The organism is Pseudomonas sp. Sample_24 (assembly GCF_004307605.1).
Lineage (GTDB): Bacteria > Pseudomonadota > Gammaproteobacteria > Pseudomonadales > Pseudomonadaceae > Aquipseudomonas.
Genome location: NZ_RCNW01000344.1, coordinates 1 through 17,545, shown reverse-complemented (window position 1 = coordinate 17,545; position 17,545 = coordinate 1). Strand labels below are relative to the sequence as shown.

The following is a 17,545-nucleotide window of genomic DNA, read 5'->3' as shown; positions in this document are numbered from 1 at the left end:
TTCAGGGCAGGTATGCGACATGCACATCGTCGACCTTGCCGTTGAAAGCGAATGGCGCGCGGTCGAAGTAATCCAGGGCAACCGGCGAGCCGAGGTCCTGGGCCACGTCAAAGGTTTCACTGGCAGTGAAGGTGAATGCCGGGGTGAACGGCGTCACGCCGCTGGCAACTTCATGGCCATTGAGGCGCAGGCTGAGGTTGGCCGGTGCGGCCAGTTTGCTGGCGCTCATTTGCGTCAACATTTCGATGCTGGCCTTGCCGGCCGGCACGCGTTCTGCAGAGCGCAACTTGACTCGGGCAATGGCCAGGGCGTTGTACTCGTAGACCAGAAAGCCATCGTCCAGATACAGGCTGACACCACCGCCGACGCCGCCCACCGCATACAACACGCCATTGGCGTTGGCCGGGACTTCGGCCGTCACCAGAACCCGGCTATTGCGATTGCGCAGGTTGGGCGCGGTGAACTCCGGGAGACGCTGTGTGCGATCGCTGAAATGCCATTCACGCTTGTCGCTGCTGGGGCGTACGTCCGGGTTCATGAAGGGGAACAGGCCGGCGCCAATCGGATAGACGTGGTTGGCCTTGGCCTGGATATCGAATTCGGCCTTCAGCTCAGCGAGTTTTTCCGGATGGCTGGCAGCCACATCCGTAGCTTGCGAATAGTCATTGCCAAGGTCAAACAGCGACCACTGATCGTTGTCCGGATTCCAGCCCATGAACTGGGCAAAACCTTGCACCCAGGGTTTGCGCGGGCCGAACACCGAGGCGATCCAGCCGTCCTTGTAGATGCCACGGCTGCCCAGCACTTCGAAGTACTGCGGGGGCTTGCGCGATTTGGCATCGGCATCGGCAAAGGTGTAGCGCAGGCTGACGCCGTCCACCGGATCCTGTTCGACGCCATTGACCACCTTGGGGGCGCTGATATCGAGGATGTCGTAGACGGTCGGGACAATGTCGTTGACGTGATGGAACTGTCCGCGGACCTTGGCATCGGCCTTGATCTTTTTGGGCCAGGAGACCGCCATCGGCGTGCGCGTACCGCCGAAGTAGCCCGCCACCAGTTTGGTCCCGATAAAGGGGCCTGAACCCGCCCAGGCCCAGGCGGCGTTGTACATGCTTTCAAGTTTGGGACCGCCGAGGGCTGACAGGCCACCGTAGCTGCCATTGAGTACCTTGAGCTGTTGCTCCTTGGGCACCGGAATGCCGTTCTGCGCCAGCAGTTCGTTGATGGTGCCTTCCATGCCTTCAGCCGAGGCACCGTTGTCACCGAGCACGTAGAAGATCAGGGTGTTGTCGCGTTTGCCTTCCAGCTCGAGCTCGTCGAGGATCTTCCCGGCCTGGGTGTCGGCATGTTCGAGGAAGCCTGCGTAAACCTCCATCAGGCGCGCCTGGTATTGCTTTTGCCCGGCGTCGAGGCTGTCCCAGGCCGGCAGTTCGACGGGGCGGGGCGTCAGCTTGGCGTCCTTGGGGATGAAGCCCATGGCTTTCTGGCGGGCGAAGGTCTGCTCGCGATACACATCCCAGCCAGCGTCAAACTTGCCCTTGTACTTGTCCGCCCATTGCGCGTTGACCTGATGCGGGCCATGCACGGCACCCGGAGCCCAGTACATGAAGAAGGGTTTGTCCGGGGCGTAGGTCTTGTGGTCCTGTAGCCAGTTCACCGCGCGGTCGGCCAGGTCTTCGCTGAGGTGGTATTTGGGATCGTGAGGCGGCTCGATCGGCGTGGTGTTGCGGTACAGGCGTGGCTCGTACTGGGAGGTTTCCCCGGCCATGAAGCCATAGAAGTGTTCAAAGCCATAGCCGGTCGGCCAACTGTCGAACGGTCCGGCGGCGGTGGTTTCCGCAGTCGGCGTGTTGTGCCACTTGCCGAAAGCGGCGGTGCTGTAGCCGTATTGCTTGAGCACTTCGGCCATGGTCGCCGAACTCTTGGGAATCTTGCCGGTGTAGCCGTCCCAATCGGTGGCCAGCTCGGCGATCACGCCATTGCCGACCCGGTGGTGATTGCGTCCGGTCAACAGGGCGGCGCGGGTGGCCGAGCTGATGGCGGTGGTATGGAAGGCGTTGTAGCGCACACCGCTGTCGGCCACCCGGCTCAAGGTCGGGGTGTGGATGGCGCCGCCAACGGTGTCGGCCTGGGCGAAGCCGGCGTCATCGAGCATGATCACCAGAATGTTCGGGGCATCGGCCGGCACGTGGGACTGAGCCGAGCGCTTCTGGTGATGGGAATCCTGCAGGGTTGGCCCAGCGGTGCTGGCCGAAGGCGTCGGTGCGAAGGGCAGGGTGTCTTGGGCGCAGGCGACGGAGCTCGCCAGCAGCATGCTCACCTTCAGCGTGAAATGCCCGGCGCGCGGAAGCTTCTGAATCATGGAAGACTCCTGTTCTTGTTATTGGCGCAGTGGGTGGAGCGCCCCTCTCGGGGAGGGGCGCCAGGCGTCGTCAGACCGAGAAACTGGTGATGTCCCTGGGCTGGATGTCATTGGCTTCGCAGTAGGCCAGGTAGCGCTGCACGCTGGTCTTCCAGTTCTCGATGGCGACGATGTTGTCGTTCTCGTCCATGTACATCAGGTCGCCCAGCGTGACGTTGAAGGTGATCACCTCATCGCCGAACTCAGGCAGACCGACGGGCGTATGGCTGGTGGCAGCGGTTTCGAACACCACGCCGCCTTCAGTGGAGATCCAGTCGTGTTCGAGGTACTTCCAGCCACCCTTGATGGTGTAGACGATCACGGTGCCGGAGTGGTGGTGCTTGGGCAGGGTCATGCTGGCGGGGGCCTTGAGCAGGGTAATGACTTCGCCACGCACCGGATCGCACTTGATGTACTTGATGAACACGTCATCGTTGTAAGGCGCGAAGGGCACCCAGGGCAGGTCGTCTGCGTTGATGGCGGCGGTATCGATGCTTTCGTACAACATGGTGGTACTCCTCGGGTAGGCCGTTGGCGGCAGGTGGATGCTCTGGGTGGCATCGTGCGGGAGTGGGCAGAAATTACCCCCCCGGCGGCGAGGGGGGTGGGCAATGCGCGTGACCTCGAATCAGTGCAACTGCGTGAGGGCCTGGGCCGAGCGGGTGCTGCTCAGATAGCGCCAGAACAGAAGCGCGAAGACGATGTCGCTCGCCACCAGCGTTGGCAACGGCCAGGCGACATTGCCCACCAGCCAGTGGCTGCCGATGACCGCAACCACAAGGATCTTCAGGATGATCCCCAGCACGATGAAGGGGCGATAGCGCACGGGATCGCGACTGATCTTCCAGTAGGCCCAACCGAAAACCAGCACCACGATCATGCTGACCTGGATGAACAAATCGGCGGTCGGGGTGGTCTGCAAGCCCATCAGTTGGGAGACCGGTTGTGTGGCCACCAGTAAGGGCAGGCCCGCCAGGATGTTGAAGCCGGCGGCGGTACTGAACAGGGTACGAGCGTTAGCATTGGACATGGAGCATTCCTCGAAGGGTCAGACTGAGTAGGGGCTCGGTTATTTGCTGAGTATGTGAATCGCCACGGCGGCTTCTTCGACGCCCTGCAGACCGCCGCCGTTTTCCTGAATCGCATGCCGCGCACCTTCCACCTGGCGCTTGCCGGCTTCGCCGCGCAACTGCGTCACCAGTTCGTAGAGCTGGCCGATGCCAGTGGCGCCCAAGGGGTGGCCTTTCGATTCGAGACCGCCGGAAGTATTGACCGGCAGGCGCCCGCCCAGGGTGAACTCTCCACGTTCGGCAGCCGGCCCGCCTTCGCCGAGGGCGACGAAGCCCAAGTTTTCCACCTGGATGATCTCGCCCATGGCCGAGGCGTCGTGCACTTCCGCCACGTGCATATCGCGAGGGCCCAGGCCGGCCTGCTCATAGGCAAGGTTGGCGGCCAAGCGCCCGACGTGGCGCTCTGGCTGGTCGAGGCGGCGGTTACTGAAACTGCGCATGACGCTGGCCGCGACTTTGATGCAACGGGTCTTGTCGGCGCCGATGCGCTTGAGGCCTTCCTCGGTACACAGAATGGCGGCCGCAGCGCCGTCGGACAGAGGGGCACACATTGGCAGGGTTATCGGGTAAGTGATGGGCGGTGCAGCCAGGATCTCTTCGATACTGAAAGACTGGCGGAACTGCGAGTAAGGGTTGTGCACCGAGTGGGTATGGTTTTTCGCCGACACCGCGGCAATTTGTCGTTGCGTGGTGCCATAAGTACTCATGTGATGACGGCACATTGCGGCGTAGATGGCCATGAACTTGCTGTAAGGCTTGTTCGATTCGCTGCCTTTAGGCACATCAACCCCTTCGCCCATTTGCACCAGGGTCTGGTAGTTCTGCTCGGCGCGGGTGATGTCCCAGCCCGCCTCGAAAATCGACAGGGCCTTGAGCTTGTCGACGATGTTCATCTTCTCCGCACCGATCGCCAGCGCCACGTCGGTGGTGCCGGCCTTGAGGCTCTGCACGGCCAGGTTGAAGGCGGCACTGCCTGAGGCACAGGCGTTTTCGATGTTGTAGATCGGAATGCCTTCGATGCCGACCTTGCTCAATACAACTTGCCCGGGAATGGCGATCTGGCCTTGCAATGGGCCATTGGTCATGCCTGCGTAAAAGGCGATGCCGAGATCTTCGGTGCGGCATCCGGCATCCTGCAATGCGCCATTGAGCGCTTCGCGCGCCAGGTCATCGAGGCTGCGTTCGAGGTGTCGGCCGAAGACGGTCATGGCGATGCCGGCGATATAGACGGTGCTCATGAGAATTCCTTGTGGTGGGAAGGGCGAAGCAATCGGGGGGCCTCAGGTCGGCGCCGGGCTAAATCGCTGGCGCAGGCCCGGGCCGGTTTTGTCAGATCTTTCGATCCAGGTTTTGCCAATAGGGCTGACGCAGATCTTTCTTCAGCACCTTGCCCACGGGGCTGCGCGGCAGGCTGTCGACGAAGTCGACCGACTTGGGCGCCATCACGCCGCCCAGCCGTTCCTTGCACAAATCGATCAGAGCCTGGGCGCTGACGCTCTGCCCAGGGTTAAGCTCGACCACGGCCTTGACCGCTTCGCCCCATTTCTCGTCCGGTACGCCGATCACTGCGCAGTCCTGTACCGCCGGGTGGCTCCACAACACTTGCTCAACTTCACTGGGGTACACGTTGAAGCCGCCAGAAATGATCATGTCCTTCTTGCGGTCGGTCAGGTGTAGGTAGCCTTCGGCATCGATGTGGCCGATATCGCCAGTGTGCAGCCAGCCGTCGATGAGGGTTTCGGCAGTCTTGTCCGGCTGCTTGTAGTAACCCTTCATGACCAGATCGCCGCGCACGCAGATCTCGCCAGTGGCACCGCGTGGCAGGATCCGCTGGTCATCATCCATCACCTCCACGCGGATCAGCGGGTAGGGACGGCCGACGGAGGACAGGCGCTCGTCGCCGGCCAGTTGACCGTCGACCAGGTGCTCGTCGGGGCGCAGGAAAGCGATGCTGGCCGGGGCTTCGGTCTGGCCATAACCTCCGGCCATGATCGGGCCGAACACGTCGATGGCCTTTTTCAGCTTCTGCACCGACATGGGAGCCGCGCCGTACATCAGGTACTTGACCGAGGACAGGTCCAGCCTTTCGATGCCGGGAATCTCCAGCAGCTTGTAGATCACGGTCGGCGGCAGGAAAAACTCCGTGACCCTGTGTTGCACAATGGCGCCGAGCATCGCTGCCGGATCAGGCTTGGTCAGCACCACTACGATGCCGCCCTGGGCCGTGCACGGCACGGCCAATAAGCCTGCGGTGTGGGTCATGGGTGCGGCGGCCAGGTTCACCGGTGTCTCGCCATCGCGGTAAGCGCAGGCCAGCATGAAGTGGGCGATGAAGGTCTGCGCACTGCGGTGCGTATTCATCACTCCCTTGGGCATGCCGGTGGTGCCGCCCGTGGGCGAGAGCATGATCACGTCGTCCATGTCGTAGCTGACTTCAGGACGGGTCGAGGGATGCTCCGCACTCCAGTGTTGCAGCGAAGGCGCATCGCGACCTTCGGCATCGATGCAGACCCAGTGCCGAATCTTCGGCAGCGACGGTCGCAGGTCGTCGATGATCGCCGCGAACTCGTCCTGGTAGAACATCACCTCGCAATCGAAGGCATCCAGGATGTAATGGTTCTCTTGTGCCGAGTTGCGCGCATTGACCGGTATCCAGGTCATGTTGGCGCGCCACAGGCCCAAGGTGCAGGCCCAAGCGGTGACGTCGTTGGACGACCACACCGCGCCCTTGGTTTCCTTGGGCAAACCCAGGGCCAGCAAGGTGTTGGCGATGCGACAGGACAACGCCCCGACTTCGTCAAAGGTGAAAGACCGCCCGCCCTGGATGTAGGCGATGCCTTCCGGGTTCAGACCCCAGCCGCGGTCGTAGAAATCAATGATGGCCATGAAGGACTCCCGTGCCGTCAATCAGAGCTGAGTGACCTTGGCGCGTGCCAGACCGCGCTCTTCCAGGAAGCCCAGCAGGTAGCGGTGCCCGAACGCCTTGGAGCCGGAAGCGAAGCCGACCTTGGCGGTATCGCCATCGATCAACTTGATCGCGGCGGCGACCTGCAAGGCCCCGGTGGCGATGTAGGCGGTGGTGCCATGCACGGTGGCGCGCACGGCGGAAAGCTGACCACGACCGATGGCGGTGTCGACCATGCGCACGGTGGTGGTGCGCTCGCGCGGTGGCATGCTCGGTGTGGTCGACTGAACGATCTGCTTGAGCACTTCATCCTGATGCTCGGCCGGCAGGTGTTTGTATTCGGCGTCCCACTTCTGACCCAGGCCATGCACCATCTTCATGACATCGTTGTCGTAGAAGCCGACGCAGGAAACACAGGAGCGCACGCGCGGATCGTTCTCGAAATACACCGGCAAAGAGGTGCCGCCCCATGGCAGGGCAAAGACCGGTTGCACGAAGTCAGGCGAAGGAATGCTGAAGGAGGTGCCGACGGCGTGCGGGACCAGTTTCTTCTCCCACAGGTAGCATTGCTCGGCGCGATACATCTCGAAGATGGAGGCTGTCGAACCCACGGTCACACCCGCACCGACGCCGCGTGGACCACGGCACAGGGTCGAGGTTTCCAGGGCGTCGATGCCTGGCGTTTCCAGGGCCAGTTCGGCGGCGATTTCCGCGTAGGTGAACATGTAGGACAACGAAGGCGAGACCAGCAGGCCGGCCTGGGCATAGAGATGGCCGAACTTCTCCCGCACTTCGCGCATGTAGCTCTGCTCACCGGTGGTATCCAGGTGATGGCAGCCGGCCTTGAGCGCGGCTTCGACGGCGGTCAGGCCGAATTTGACGAACGGGCCGACGGTGTTGCACACCACTTTGGCGCCGCGGAACGCCTCGGTCAGCGCCTCGACCGTGTGCTCGGCTTCGATCACTTCATAGGTGGCCGACTCCAGGCGCACCACGCGCTGGGCCATCATCTCGTGCACCCGTCCGGCATTACGCGCCACGGCGGTGAAGGGGATGTTTTGGTCGATCAGCCAGTCCATGGTCAGCATGCCTGTGTAGCCGCTGGCGCCATAAACAACGACGGGATATTTAGCCATTTTCGTGTCTCTCTTGTTTTTGAAAGGTTGCTTTTCCAGGTGTGGGATCGGGGCCGTTTCTGCGACCCGCGATCGACCGCACAGGGCCTGGAGCACGGGTGCCATGATTGGTTTTCCCCGGGGTCGACAACTCACTGGAAAAGTGGGCATATTTGTCGAAATCTGCTCATCAGGAAGCGCCCGGTGACACCGCAACAGAAAGTCCATGAAGTGTTGGGCCTGCCCATGGTCGGCGGCCTGGTGTGCCACCAGATGCCGCTCTATGCCGAGCGCTATTTCCTGCACGAAACCGACAACGACATTGCCCCGGTGGGGGGCATGACCTTACTCACTCAATTGGGTGGATCGCGGGTGATGGAAGGCACGGACGAGGCCTCGCGCCTGAGCACCTTGCCCAGCATGTCGATGCTGATTCCGGCCCACTGCGCGACCCATTGGCGCTACTCGGGAAGCGTGGATTTCGCGGTGTTCTACATTCCCGAGCGCAGTGACGATGTATTTGGTCGGTTACTGGACTGCTGCGCGCAGACGCAGGCACCACTGGCCTTCAGCGATGCCCTGGTGAGCGCGGCGGCGCGGCAGCTACTCGATGAGCTGAATTTGGGAAAAAATGCCGACCAAGGGTTCATGGCCCGCCTGGCTGCGGTGATGCTTGAGCAGGTGTGCCGTGCGCTAAGCACGCATACCCCGAACTCGATCAACCCGCCGCATATTCAATTGGCGCGTCTGCAATCGGTGGTGGCGTACATGCGCGAGCACCTGGCCGAAGACCTGTCGATCAACCGATTGGCGGCCCGGGCCGGCGTCAGTCCGGCGCATTTTCGCCGGCTGTTCGACGATGCCATGGGCATCGCGCCTCACCGGTATGTGATGAACCTGCGGCTCGAACATGCGCGTGAACTGCTTATGCAAACCGACCTGCCGATCCTGCATATAGCACTGGAGTGCGGTTTCAGTTCTCAAAGCCACCTGACGGCCGCCTTCAAAACGGCCCACGGGACCACACCTGCCCAGTTTCGCGTCCGGTCCGGTGTCGGCCGCAACTGAGAACGATCAGTGCAGCGAGGCGAAGCGTACTGCAGACGGGTAGCAGGAGAACTGACAGGACTTGCCTGGATCGTCCGGCAGGTACCCCGATTGCAACCAACCCTCCTTGATCGGGGTCACGTTTAACCGCATCGTGGACAACAATGCAATGATCCACAGCATTGTTATTATTTTCATAGGCTCACCTAATCGCGAACTCGAAAAACGCAAGGGTTGTGGTGAGATGAAAATAGCGCAGCAGGTTCCTGCTGCCCGCTATGCTTGGGGCAGAGCACAGATCTGGAAAAAATTGAAAACGAGTGGGCCGGCTGGGTGTAGCTTTTAACCAAGGCTAATCACGATAAGCACTAGGCATTGGTCGCAACTGGATTAACCCATCCCCGGAGGCCGTGCAGTATTGTGCCTGCACAGCCCTGGATGGAGCTCAGGTGATGAAAGGATTGCTGATTTTCGCCGCGATCATCGAGGCAGCCACGGGTGTGGGCCTGCTGTTCATTCCGTCACTGGTCGGGCAACTTTTGCTTGGCATAGACCTTTCGGGTGTCATTGTCCGTGTGGCCGGAATCGCTCTCATCGCACTGGCCATCGCCTGCTGGCCAGGTCCACCCATTCTCGGCATGTTGATCTACAACGCAGCCGTTGCGCTGTATCTCACCTACGTTGGCTTCTTGGGCGACTCTAGTGGAGTTCTCCTGTGGCCAGTGGTCATCTTGCACGCCGTCATGACAGTGCTTTTGATTCGGGCCACGAGAGCGATCATCCACTGAACTGCGTGGATATTGGGGGTCGGATCACCTTGGGTTAAATCAGATACCCAACGGCCTGGCCAAGGTTGTTTTCCTGAGCTCCAGCAACCAGGTGCAGCGGCACCACCGGCTGTTGGTTCTCCAGTGACGGGATTTCAAAACTGCCTACTATCTGAAGCTGTCGCTCGCCCAAACCGGTCGCCTCCAACTCTTTTGCCTTGGCCATTCTCGCGTGGTTCGCTGCGATTTCATTGAGAGTTGACACGTTACATCTCCGGTGACTGACCAAGCGTTTCGCTGGAGTCCTTAAGCGTTAGTTTGAGGTGCTGCCGTGTCAGAATTATGTCACTCCTGGGCAGCTACGCTCCGCCTGTGCAAGCCGTAAGCCAGACATGGCTGTAAATTACGTCCAGCGTTTTGCTTTGCGACGAAAGGTTGTGCGACACGTCTGAACCGGTCTTATCCGAACATTTTCGATATCGGGAAGACCGTTTTGTTGACGGTAGCAGACAGGCGAGGAGTTGCCAGAAAGCCCAATCTTTCGGATTGGGCTGTTTGCGAATGGGCCATCTTCGAACAGGAAGGCCTGATTACTGGTCCTTTTCGCAGTTGACCATCCACGACACACCAAATTTGTCGATCAACATGCCGAAACGGGCGGCCCAAAAAGTGCTGTCCAGCGGCATCTCGACTTTGCCGCCCGCGGCCAGCGCATTGAACACCCGTTCGGCTTCGGCGACGCTGTCGACATTCAGTGAGATCGAACAACCGCTCATGCCCGGTGTCGGGCGGTCGGGCGTGGTATCGGACGCCATCAGCATCTGATCGCCAACTTTCAGGCAGGTGTGGATGATCAGGTCGTGATGTTCTTTTGGCACATGCTCGGCGGCAGGCGTTTCACCGAAAGTCATCATCGCTTCGATATGGCCTTGCAGGCATTGGGCATAGAAGGTGAAAGCGGCTTTGCAGTCGCCGTTGAAAATGAGGTAGGGATTGATTTTCATGATTCTGCTCCCGGTCAATGAAGGTGCACATCGGATCTGACATCGTTTGGCGCGATGAATTCTGATGAGGCTGACCGGGACAGCAAAGCGCTAAAACGCGGCGGCTGCCTGAACATTGTCAGATTTTTTTTCGATAGAGCGGGTGATGCTTATCGCTTCGCTCGCGCGCCGTGGCGCCAGCAGGCGTTCAATGGCGCCGCTCACCAGGTTCTCCAGCAATTCGTTGTGCTCCTGCTCGTCCAGTGACTGAGTCGTCAGCCAACTGGGTGCGCTATTGAGCAGCGAGGCGATGGCATGCCCGGCCGCCAATTTTCCCGATTCGCTGAATCGCGAACGGGCGCCGAGCACCACCAGCAAGGTGCGTTCGTACTGCTCGCGCAATTGCCGGACCCGAGCCTGCTGGTCTTCATTCAGGCAGCCGCAGTCGCGTTCGACCAGGCGAAAATGCCAAGGCATCTCGCGGTGCAGATTGAGGTGGGCGCGAATCACATGGTTGAGCCGATCTCGCTTGGCCGGCGCCTTTTGCTGGATGCGTCCCAGGGTTGCCAGCAACTCTTCGTAAAACTCTTCGATGAGGTCCAGCAACAGGTGCTGTTTGCTCGGGTAATGGTGATACAACGAGCCCGGGGAAAGCCCCAGGCACGTCGCGAGCTCACGCATGCCGACCTGACCGAAACCCTTGCAGGCGAACAGTTCCAGCACCTTGTCCCGGTATTCGGCAAAACGCGAGCAACGCTCAGGCATAGGCATGGAAGCCGCGCCCCGTTTTGCGTCCCAGGTAGCCGGCGGCAACCATTTCCTTGAGCAGTGGCGCCGGGCGATATTTGCTGTCGTTGAAGCCTTCGTAAAACGCTTGCATGATCGCCAGCAGCGTGTCGAGACCGATCAGGTCGGCCAGCGCCAACGGGCCGATGGGCTGGTTGCAGCCAAGGCGCATGCCGGCGTCGATGTCTTCGGCACTGGCCAGGCCCTCCTGAAACACCAGGATCGCTTCGTTGATCATCGGCACCAGAATCCGGTTGACCACAAACCCCGGGCGGTTGCCGGCGGTGATCGCGGTTTTGCCCAGGGCCGTCGCCATGTCCAGCGCGAGGGTGTGGGTGGCGTCGCTGGTTTGCAGGCCGCGAATGACTTCGATCAGGCCCATCACCGGCACCGGGTTAAAGAAGTGCAGGCCGATGAAGCGCTCAGGCTGGCTGACGCTGGCGGCGAGCTGGGTGATCGACAGCGATGAGGTGTTGGAAGCGATCACGCAGTCAGCGCTGACCTGTGCGGCGATCTGTTGCAACACCCGCAATTTCAGTTCGAGATTCTCGGTGGCAGCTTCGATCACCAGTTGCGCATTGTGCAGGCTGCTGTAATCGGTGCTGGTCTGGATCTTGTCGAGGGCCGCGTTTTTTTGCTCGGTGGTCAGGGTGTCCTTGGCGATTTGCCGATCGAGATTTTTACCAACGGTCGCGATGGCTTTTTGCAGAGCGCTTTCGGAAATGTCGAGCAGGGTCACGTTGAAGCCGGCGAGGGCGCAGACTTGCGCAATGCCGTTGCCCATGGTGCCGGCGCCGATCACGCCAATGTTTTGCAGATTCATGTTGCCGTCCTTCCGATAAACCCTGCGATACCTTGGCCGCCGTCGTGGCACAAAGCGTACTATTGCCGCGAGTCTAGAACCGGCAGGGCGGTTGTCCTATGCCGAAACTGTTCAACGGGCCTGATGTTTTTTGCCATTTCGGGTGATCGGGAGAGAAGCGTTCACATGCGGGAAAAGGATTCAGTGGCCGCCTACTTCGTGCAGGCAATGATCCATGGTCTGGCCGACGATTCGCAGCGGGTGCGTGCCGTGCTGGAACAGGCCGGCATCGACCCGACCGTGATGCAGCAGCCATCGGCGCGAGTGCCAGCCAGTGCCTTTGCGGCGTTGTGGCTGATTCAGATCCGCGAGCTCAACGACGAGTTCTTCGGCCTCGATTCCCATGGCATGCCGCCAGGCGCTTTTGCGCTGATTTGCCGGGCGTTGATTCAGGAGCCCGACCTGCACAAGGCCATGCGCCAGTGCCTGGCCAATTTCGCCCTGTTCCTGCGCGACTTTCGCGGCACGCTGACCGTGCGCGGCAAACGGGCGGTAATCAGTCTGGAGACGTATTCGCAGAATGCCGATGCCAATCGTTTCGGCGAAGAAACGTTCCTCGTGCTGATGATCAGTTTGCTGTGCTGGCTGGGAGGCCGGCGCATACCTATCGACCGCGCAGACTTCCGCCATGAACGTTTGTCCCTGAGCGATGACCGGTTGCTCTGGGGCCCCAACCTGACCTTCGGTGCCGAGCGCACCGAAATCGAGTTCGCCAGTCACTACCTGCGGCTACCGGTGGTCCAGGACCTGGCGTCGCTGAAAGTATTTCTGCGCACCGCGCCACAATGGCTGGTGATCCGTTTTCGCAATCAGCATGGTCTGGCGTCGCAAGTGCACCAACGCTTGCGCAGCAGCCATTACAGCCAATGGCCGACCTTGCAGGCCTTTGCCCTGGAACAACACCTTAGCCCCAGCACCTTTCGCCGAAAACTGGAGCGCGAAGGTTGTTCCTATCAGGAAATCAAAGACGAAGTGCGCAGGGCGGTGGCGTTCGAACAACTGCGCGAAAGCCGGGCGAGCATCAGCGACATTGCCGAGCAGTTGGGGTTTCAGGAGCCCAGCGCGTTTCACCGGGCATTCAAGAAGTGGACGGGAGAAAGTCCGGGTCGCTATCGGGCGCGGTTTCAGGGCTAGCTGATCGGGTCAATGCGCTCAGGAATCCTGCGCACCTTGAATCATCGCCGGGCCGGCCATCTGCGGTTTTTCCCGCAGCAAGTTTTCCAGTGCCTTGCGATATTGATTGCCCCCCAGGCTCATGCTGTTGTTGTGCGTGCCGCCGGGAATCAGCAACAGGCTCTTGGGCTGGTTGGCGGCATTGAACAGTTGCTGGCTGAATCGCGACGGCATGAACTGATCGGCCAGGCCATGGACCACCAGCAGCGGCATGTCGATGTCGACGATCTTGTCGATGGAATCGAATTTCTGTGACAGCAACCAGCGCACCGGCAACCAGTTCACCGGCAGGTTGTTGCCGGCGACTTCCGCCACGGCATCGCCAAGCGAGGTGAAGGTGGACTCGATCACCAGGCCCCGGACCGGCACCGAACCATGATTGTTTTTCGCCTGGGCGGCGAGCTCTGCTGCAAGGTCGATGGCCACCGCACCGCCTAGCGAATGGCCGTAGATCAAGCGTTTGCCGGCGTCAGGTTGCATCACCTTGAAACGCTCCCAGGCGGCCCGGGCATCTTCGTAGACACTGGCTTCCGATGGCAGGTCGCCTTTGCTCTGGCCAAACCCGCGGTAGTCGATCGCCAGCACCGAATAACCCATGGCGCGCAACTGCTCGATACGGAACGCCTGTCCGGTCAGGTTCCAGCGCACACCGTGCAAGTAGAGAATTGCCGGTGCATCTTTACGCGCTGCCGGCCACCACCAGGCATGCAGGTTTTGCCCGGCCTTGAAACTTGCTGGCTTGATGTCCAATTCCTGAACGTCCTGCGGCAAGCCGCGATACCAGCCTGCCGTGCCCGGTTCGATGCGAAACAGCAACTCGCGCTCCTTATATTGCAGAGCACCGCAACCCACGGGCAGGCCCACCACCAGCGCGGCCATGCACAGCAGCGGCAGCCAGCGTCGCCGCAGACGAGTGAGAAGAGCAGTGGACATCGGTTGTTCAACCCGCACGGACATGAAGTTCGCGTTTTAGCAGATGCACACGCAGGGCGGGAATAATTTCGACAGCCGTTCAATCCACCCGCAACACAATCTTGCCGATGTGATCGCCGCCCTCCATGCGCCCGTGGGCCTGCGCCGCGTGGGCCAGGGGATAAACCTCATCGATCATTGGCAGGCAACGCCCGGCCGCCAATACCGGCCACACGTGCTCGCGCAACTGTTGCGCAATCGCGGCTTTTTCTTCCCGGGTGCGAGAACGCAACAACGAGCCGGTGACTGTGGCGCGTTTGGCCATGATCGCCAACAGATCGACTTCCCTGGCTACTGCGCCACCGAGGAAACCGAGCATCACCAGTCGCCCTTCGAGGGCCAGCGCCGCAACGTTACTGTTGAGGTACGAACCGCCCATGATGTCGAGAATCACATCGACGCCGCGCCCCGCGGTTTTTTCAGCAATGACCTGGGTAAAATCCTGTTCGCGATAGTTGATCGCCTCGGCGCCCAGTTCGCGGATCACCGCGCACTTTTCTGCACTGCCCGCCGTGGCAAACGCTTCGATGCCGAACTCACGGCAGAGCATCAACGCGGTGGTGCCGATGCCGCTGGTGCCGCCATGAATCAAGACTCGTTGATCTTTGCGCGCGCCGCCCATCTCGAACAGGTTGGCCCACACGGTGAAGAACGTTTCCGCAATGGCTGCGGCGTGTAGCCAATCCATGCCGGCTGGAATCGGCAGAGCCTGACTGGCGGGGACGACACAATACTGCGCATATCCGCCGCCGTTGGTCAGGGCGCAGACGTTGTCGCCGACCATGAAGTCGCTGACGCCTGCGCCAAGCCCGACCACTTCACCGGCCACCTCCAGCCCCGGGATCGGATTCATGCCCGGTTTCATCGGGTATTGACCGGCGCGTTGCAGCACATCAGGTCGATTGACTCCGGCGGCATGAACACGGATCAACAGTTCACCGGCGCCCGCCTCGGGGACGGGCACCAGGTTTGGTTGCAGCACTTCAGGGCCACCGGGTGTGGTGATTTCGATTTGGGTCATGGTTTGCGGCAGCGACATGATGAATACCTTTGAGCAATGAAGTCAGTTCGATAACGGTGGGATTGTTTTGTTTATGTGATCGTTGCAGCGGCGCAGGTTTGTTCCTTTGGCCCGGTCAGCAAACGCGCCGCCCATTCCAACAACAACGCACCGACAATCGCCCCGGCCGCCACCATGAACATCAATCGGTGATTGCCACCGCTGCCGTTGAACAGCGCCGAATAGGCGAAGCCGGAAATGGCCTGGAAAGTGGCGAACGAAACCGTGGCGCGGCTCCAGGCGATCTGTTGTTGATGGTGGCCGGGAATCAGTTCGTGAACCCGGGCCAGCGCCAGGGGCACGATGCCTGGCGGAAACGAGCCGATGATGACCGCGAGTAGCGCCAGAGCCACGAAGGTGCTGGACATCGACAGCAAGCCCACCGCAATCGCCTGCACCAGCAACACCAGGCGTATGCTGCGTTTGGCGCCCAGGCGATCAGCCAGAAAACCGTAACTCACCGGGCCGACAATCGCGCCGAGACCGTATATCACCCAGACCATTGCGCCGACGTGTTGCCCGGCCCCGAGACCCCGGGCGACGTAATCCACCAGGAAGACCATGGCGGGCACGAGCCCGGCTGCCATGAGGGCGTATTGGGCGAACAGCAGGTAAACACCCGCAGGCATCGACGTCGGCGCTGTTTTGACCGCTGCCGGCGCTGGAGCAGGGGAAGTGGAAGATGGCCAGCCAAACCAGCTGACCGCCGTCAGGACCAGCGCCAGCACCCCGAGGCCGAGCCAGGTTTGTTGCAAACCCATACTGAGCAGCGGCGGTACGAGGGTCCCCGAGCCGGCAATCCCCAGGCCCAGGCCGAGGAAGATCGCACCACTGGCCAGACCTCTGCGGGAGGCGGGTACATGGGGCAACACCGTCGTAGCCACCAGCACCATGACCGCGCCACCGGCAACGCCGGACAGCAGACGCCAAGCGAAGAACCAGCTCACCGATAACGGAAAGGCACAGGCGAAAAACGCAAGCGTCACCGCGAGCATCATCAGCCGCAGAACGGTTTTGTTGGATGAACGTTTGGCCAGCGGATGGCCGATCAAGGCGCCGATCAGGTAGCCCACCAGGTTCGCGGCGCCGAGGAACACCACGTCGCTGGCGGAAAACCAGTGGTTTTGGATCAGAGAGGGAATCAACGGCGTATAAGCGAAACGCGCCAGGCCGATGCTCACCAGGCTGGCGCAGAGACCTGCAAGGATCGGCAGCCAGATCGCGCTGCCAGGTTTATCGGGGGTCAGTGAGGTACGGTCCATGAACGTTGTCCTGAGTGTTTTCATGGCGACCAGCATATCGAGGTTCTTTGATGCAATAATGCTGCGATTACACTTTGTAGTGATGCACAGGTGCATCACCAGGAGAAACCATGAACTGGGATGACGCACGGGTGTTTCTCGCGGTTTGCCGCGAATCCACGTTGCGCGGTGCCGCACGGGTGCTGGGCGTGGATCAAGCCACGGTTGGCCGGCGAATCGCGGCACTGGAAAAGTCCTTGAACGCGACGTTGTTCCTGCGCACATCCGAAGGCTATGCGCTGACAGCCGTGGGCGAAGCGGCAATGCGTGCCGTGGAGAAAATGGAGCATTCAGCGCACGAGCTGGAGCGACGCATTCAAGGCCTGGACGATCGATTGACCGGTACCGTGCGAGTCACCACCACCGATTCCATGGCTATCGATTTGCTGATCCCGGCCATCGCACGTTTGCATCGACAGCATCCCGACGTGCGGGTTCAGCTGGACGCTTCGACGCAGATTCTCAGCCTGGCCAAGCGCGAGGCCGACATTGCCGTGCGCAATACCCGGCCGGAAAACCCGGATCTGATTGCCCGCCGACTCGCCCGATGGCCGATCGGTTTGTTTGCTTCGCAAGACTATGTGGACGCCCACGGCATACCGCAGCCGGGTTCGGCGTTCGAGGGGCATGATCTGGTGATCTATCAGCCCTATTTGCAAGGCGACAAGGACGTGACACTGGTTGGTGAACCGATTGGCCGCGGGCGGATTGTCTCGAGCCTGAGTTCCAGTTTGCTGGTGCGCCGATCCATCGCTGCCGGGATCGGAATCGGCGAAGTCCCCGTGTACATGGGCGAACGGGACGGGCTGGTCAGGCTGTGGCCGGAACGTACGAAGCCTGTGCCCTATGACATCTGGCTGGTGACCCACGCCGATTTGCGGCATACGGCCAGGGTGCGGGTGGTGATTGACGAGATCGTCGCGGGGTTTTGCGGAACCGGTGAATGAAAACCTGATACTGCGCTCATTCAGACAGGGCGCGTTATCGTTGACGTCCATCGCGGGCAAGCCCGCTCCCACAGGGATCTTCATTGGTCGAAAATCCTGATCACACCGGGATCCTCTGTGGGAGCTGGCTTGCCAGCGATGGCGGCCTGACAG

At 60.8% G+C, this 17,545-nt stretch carries 18 protein-coding genes; 4 read left to right on the top strand and 14 right to left on the bottom strand.

Annotated elements, in window-relative coordinates:
* Position 1: 1 nt before the first annotated feature.
* From D8V06_RS19215 to D8V06_RS19190, 6 genes are all read right to left on the bottom strand, one after another.
* A complete protein-coding gene (locus tag D8V06_RS19215) occupies positions 2-2,365 on the bottom strand; it encodes an arylsulfatase (RefSeq protein WP_130931559.1) in 2,364 nt (787 codons plus the stop codon).
* A 70-nt stretch (positions 2,366-2,435) separates the two neighbouring features.
* Positions 2,436-2,912: a 2,4'-dihydroxyacetophenone dioxygenase family protein gene (locus tag D8V06_RS19210; protein WP_130931558.1), complete on the bottom strand. Its 477-nt coding sequence runs from the start codon at positions 2,910-2,912 to the stop codon at positions 2,436-2,438.
* Positions 2,913-3,032: 120 nt separating this feature from the next.
* Complete coding sequence (locus tag D8V06_RS19205; RefSeq protein ID WP_130931557.1) at positions 3,033-3,434, bottom strand: hypothetical protein; 402 nt, start codon at positions 3,432-3,434, stop codon at positions 3,033-3,035.
* Positions 3,435-3,473: 39 nt separating this feature from the next.
* Positions 3,474-4,712 carry a thiolase family protein gene (locus D8V06_RS19200; RefSeq protein ID WP_130931556.1) on the bottom strand — a complete coding sequence of 413 codons (1,239 nt, stop codon included), beginning with the start codon at positions 4,710-4,712 and terminating at the stop codon, positions 3,474-3,476.
* Between the two features lie 91 nt (positions 4,713-4,803).
* A complete protein-coding gene (locus D8V06_RS19195; protein ID WP_130931555.1) occupies positions 4,804-6,360 on the bottom strand; it encodes an AMP-binding protein in 1,557 nt (518 codons plus the stop codon).
* A gap of 21 nt (positions 6,361-6,381) precedes the next feature.
* Positions 6,382-7,515 (bottom strand): DUF5938 domain-containing protein, encoded by a 1,134-nt coding sequence (locus tag D8V06_RS19190; protein ID WP_130931554.1) that lies wholly within the window; start codon positions 7,513-7,515, stop codon positions 6,382-6,384.
* Between the two features lie 183 nt (positions 7,516-7,698).
* Here D8V06_RS19190 and D8V06_RS19185 point away from each other — a divergent pair, with 183 nt between their 5' ends.
* A complete protein-coding gene (locus D8V06_RS19185) occupies positions 7,699-8,562 on the top strand; it encodes an AraC family transcriptional regulator (protein ID WP_130931553.1) in 864 nt (287 codons plus the stop codon).
* Positions 8,563-8,568: 6 nt separating this feature from the next.
* Here the strand turns inward: D8V06_RS19185 and D8V06_RS30415 are convergent, their stop codons facing one another.
* Positions 8,569-8,739, bottom strand: a complete 171-nt coding sequence (locus tag D8V06_RS30415) for a hypothetical protein (RefSeq protein ID WP_177434452.1) — start codon at positions 8,737-8,739, stop codon at positions 8,569-8,571.
* A gap of 254 nt (positions 8,740-8,993) precedes the next feature.
* Here D8V06_RS30415 and D8V06_RS19180 point away from each other — a divergent pair, with 254 nt between their 5' ends.
* A complete protein-coding gene (locus D8V06_RS19180) occupies positions 8,994-9,329 on the top strand; it encodes a hypothetical protein (RefSeq protein WP_130931552.1) in 336 nt (111 codons plus the stop codon).
* A 34-nt stretch (positions 9,330-9,363) separates the two neighbouring features.
* Here D8V06_RS19180 and D8V06_RS19175 read toward each other — a convergent pair whose 3' ends face one another.
* The 4 genes from D8V06_RS19175 to D8V06_RS19160 all read right to left on the bottom strand — a co-directional run bounded on the left by D8V06_RS19175 (position 9,364) and on the right by D8V06_RS19160 (position 11,900).
* The gene (locus tag D8V06_RS19175; RefSeq protein WP_130931551.1) at positions 9,364-9,573 is read right to left on the bottom strand and encodes a hypothetical protein; all 210 of its coding nucleotides are present in this window, start codon (positions 9,571-9,573) and stop codon (positions 9,364-9,366) included.
* Positions 9,574-9,898: 325 nt separating this feature from the next.
* Positions 9,899-10,312, bottom strand: a complete 414-nt coding sequence (locus D8V06_RS19170) for a VOC family protein (RefSeq protein WP_056854389.1) — start codon at positions 10,310-10,312, stop codon at positions 9,899-9,901.
* A gap of 90 nt (positions 10,313-10,402) precedes the next feature.
* Positions 10,403-11,062 (bottom strand): TetR/AcrR family transcriptional regulator, encoded by a 660-nt coding sequence (locus D8V06_RS19165; protein ID WP_056854388.1) that lies wholly within the window; start codon positions 11,060-11,062, stop codon positions 10,403-10,405.
* Positions 11,049-11,900 (bottom strand): 3-hydroxybutyryl-CoA dehydrogenase, encoded by an 852-nt coding sequence (locus D8V06_RS19160; protein WP_056854387.1) that lies wholly within the window; start codon positions 11,898-11,900, stop codon positions 11,049-11,051. Before D8V06_RS19160 ends, D8V06_RS19165 begins: the two co-directional genes overlap by 14 nt.
* A 165-nt stretch (positions 11,901-12,065) precedes the next feature.
* On the opposite strand from D8V06_RS19160, the gene D8V06_RS19155 reads away from it, so the two are divergent.
* Entirely contained in the window at positions 12,066-13,073 is a 1,008-nt protein-coding gene (locus tag D8V06_RS19155) for an AraC family transcriptional regulator (protein ID WP_130931550.1), read from the top strand.
* A gap of 18 nt (positions 13,074-13,091) precedes the next feature.
* Here the strand turns inward: D8V06_RS19155 and D8V06_RS19150 are convergent, their stop codons facing one another.
* From D8V06_RS19150 to D8V06_RS19140, 3 genes are all read right to left on the bottom strand, one after another.
* Entirely contained in the window at positions 13,092-14,045 is a 954-nt protein-coding gene (locus tag D8V06_RS19150; RefSeq protein ID WP_130904935.1) for an alpha/beta hydrolase, read from the bottom strand.
* 79 nt (positions 14,046-14,124) lie between these two features.
* Entirely contained in the window at positions 14,125-15,123 is a 999-nt protein-coding gene (locus tag D8V06_RS19145) for an NAD(P)H-quinone oxidoreductase (protein WP_130931549.1), read from the bottom strand.
* 53 nt (positions 15,124-15,176) lie between these two features.
* The gene (locus D8V06_RS19140) at positions 15,177-16,406 is read right to left on the bottom strand and encodes a YbfB/YjiJ family MFS transporter (RefSeq protein ID WP_130931548.1); all 1,230 of its coding nucleotides are present in this window, start codon (positions 16,404-16,406) and stop codon (positions 15,177-15,179) included.
* A 110-nt stretch (positions 16,407-16,516) separates the two neighbouring features.
* Between D8V06_RS19140 and D8V06_RS19135 the strand changes: the two genes are divergently transcribed.
* Positions 16,517-17,392 (top strand): LysR family transcriptional regulator, encoded by an 876-nt coding sequence (locus D8V06_RS19135; RefSeq protein WP_130931547.1) that lies wholly within the window; start codon positions 16,517-16,519, stop codon positions 17,390-17,392.
* The last annotated feature ends 153 nt before the right edge of the window (positions 17,393-17,545 follow it).

Coding starts and splice junctions, on each gene's coding strand:
- D8V06_RS19215 (WP_130931559.1), bottom strand. CDS start 2,365: ATGATTCAGAAGCTTCCGCGCGCCGGGCATTTCACGCTGAAGGTGAGC.
- D8V06_RS19210 (WP_130931558.1), bottom strand. CDS start 2,912: ATGTTGTACGAAAGCATCGATACCGCCGCCATCAACGCAGACGACCTG.
- D8V06_RS19205 (WP_130931557.1), bottom strand. CDS start 3,434: ATGTCCAATGCTAACGCTCGTACCCTGTTCAGTACCGCCGCCGGCTTC.
- D8V06_RS19200 (WP_130931556.1), bottom strand. CDS start 4,712: ATGAGCACCGTCTATATCGCCGGCATCGCCATGACCGTCTTCGGCCGA.
- D8V06_RS19195 (WP_130931555.1), bottom strand. CDS start 6,360: ATGGCCATCATTGATTTCTACGACCGCGGCTGGGGTCTGAACCCGGAA.
- D8V06_RS19190 (WP_130931554.1), bottom strand. CDS start 7,515: ATGGCTAAATATCCCGTCGTTGTTTATGGCGCCAGCGGCTACACAGGC.
- D8V06_RS30415 (WP_177434452.1), bottom strand. CDS start 8,739: ATGAAAATAATAACAATGCTGTGGATCATTGCATTGTTGTCCACGATG.
- D8V06_RS19180 (WP_130931552.1), top strand. CDS start 8,994: ATGAAAGGATTGCTGATTTTCGCCGCGATCATCGAGGCAGCCACGGGT.
- D8V06_RS19170 (WP_056854389.1), bottom strand. CDS start 10,312: ATGAAAATCAATCCCTACCTCATTTTCAACGGCGACTGCAAAGCCGCT.
- D8V06_RS19165 (WP_056854388.1), bottom strand. CDS start 11,062: ATGCCTATGCCTGAGCGTTGCTCGCGTTTTGCCGAATACCGGGACAAG.
- D8V06_RS19160 (WP_056854387.1), bottom strand. CDS start 11,900: ATGAATCTGCAAAACATTGGCGTGATCGGCGCCGGCACCATGGGCAAC.
- D8V06_RS19155 (WP_130931550.1), top strand. CDS start 12,066: ATGCGGGAAAAGGATTCAGTGGCCGCCTACTTCGTGCAGGCAATGATC.
- D8V06_RS19150 (WP_130904935.1), bottom strand. CDS start 14,045: ATGTCCACTGCTCTTCTCACTCGTCTGCGGCGACGCTGGCTGCCGCTG.
- D8V06_RS19145 (WP_130931549.1), bottom strand. CDS start 15,123: ATGTCGCTGCCGCAAACCATGACCCAAATCGAAATCACCACACCCGGT.
- D8V06_RS19140 (WP_130931548.1), bottom strand. CDS start 16,406: ATGGACCGTACCTCACTGACCCCCGATAAACCTGGCAGCGCGATCTGG.
- D8V06_RS19135 (WP_130931547.1), top strand. CDS start 16,517: ATGAACTGGGATGACGCACGGGTGTTTCTCGCGGTTTGCCGCGAATCC.